The 1,270-nt window shown below is 54.3% G+C and carries 1 tRNA gene and 1 rRNA gene; both read right to left on the reverse strand.

Annotated features, from left to right (window positions below):
- Positions 1-26: 26 nt before the first annotated feature.
- A tRNA-Ile gene (locus VM932_RS16625) sits at positions 27-100 on the reverse strand.
- 112 nt (positions 101-212) lie between these two features.
- Positions 213-1,270: ribosomal RNA gene (locus tag VM932_RS16630) — 16S ribosomal RNA — on the reverse strand; the annotation flags it as partial.

Below are 1,270 nucleotides of genomic sequence, written 5' to 3' on the forward strand. Positions count from 1 at the left end.
TACTTTTTCTCAATGAACTTCCTTCGTAGTCTCAGGCAGACTCGAACTGCCGACCTCTACATTATCAGTGTAGCGCTCTAACCAGCTGAGCTATGAGACTGTCTTGGCCTTATATTTTGCCTTATACCAAAAAAACATATCATAAACGACAGCACAAAGGTCCTAAGGACCACCTCGCGCAAGGACCCCATTCCGGGCGTCTCTTTCTCTAGAAAGGAGGTGTTCCAGCCGCACCTTCCGGTACGGCTACCTTGTTACGACTTAGCCCTAGTTACCGATTTTGCCCTAGGCCGCTCCTCTCGGTGACGGACTTCAGGCACTCCCGGCTTCCATGGCTTGACGGGCGGTGTGTACAAGGCCCGGGAACGTATTCACCGGATCATGGCTGATATCCGATTACTAGCGATTCCAGCTTCACGGGGTCGAGTTGCAGACCCCGATCCGAACTGTGACCGGTTTTGTAGATCCGCGCCCCCTTGCGGGGTGGCTTCCCTCTGTACCGGCCATTGTAGCACGTGTGTAGCCCAGGACGTAAGGGCCGTGATGATTTGACGTCGTCCCCACCTTCCTCTCGGTTTGCACCGGCAGTCCCGCTAGAGTCCCCATCTTTACATGCTGGCAACTAACGGTAGGGGTTGCGCTCGTTATAGGACTTAACCTGACACCTCACGGCACGAGCTGACGACAACCATGCAGCACCTTGCAGGCGGTCCGAAGAAAGGGGTGTCTCCACCCCATGCAGCCTGCATTTAAGCCCTGGTAAGGTTCCTCGCGTATCATCGAATTAAACCACATGCTCCACCGCTTGTGCGGGCCCCCGTCAATTCCTTTGAGTTTCATTCTTGCGAACGTACTCCCCAGGTGGGATACTTATCACTTTCGCTTGGCCACGGAGACCGAGGTCCCCACAGCTAGTATCCATCGTTTACGGCGTGGACTACCGGGGTATCTAATCCCGTTCGCTACCCACGCTTTCGTCCATCAGCGTCAGTACATGGTTGGCCACCTGCCTTCGCGATCGGTGTTCTATGTGATATCTATGCATTTCACCGCTACACCACATGTTCCGGCGACCCCACCATGACTCAAGACCTGCAGTATCAAAGGCAATTTTATGGTTGAGCCACAAACTTTCACCCCTGACTTACAGGCCCGCCTACGGACCCTTTAAACCCAATGATTCCGGATAACGCTCGGACCCTCCGTATTACCGCGGCTGCTGGCACGGAGTTAGCCGGTCCTTATTCTTACGGTACCGTCAGACACCTAC

The sequence above is a fragment of the Flagellimonas halotolerans genome (genome assembly GCF_035818535.1).
Taxonomy (GTDB): Bacteria; Bacteroidota; Bacteroidia; order Flavobacteriales; family Flavobacteriaceae; genus Flagellimonas; species Flagellimonas halotolerans.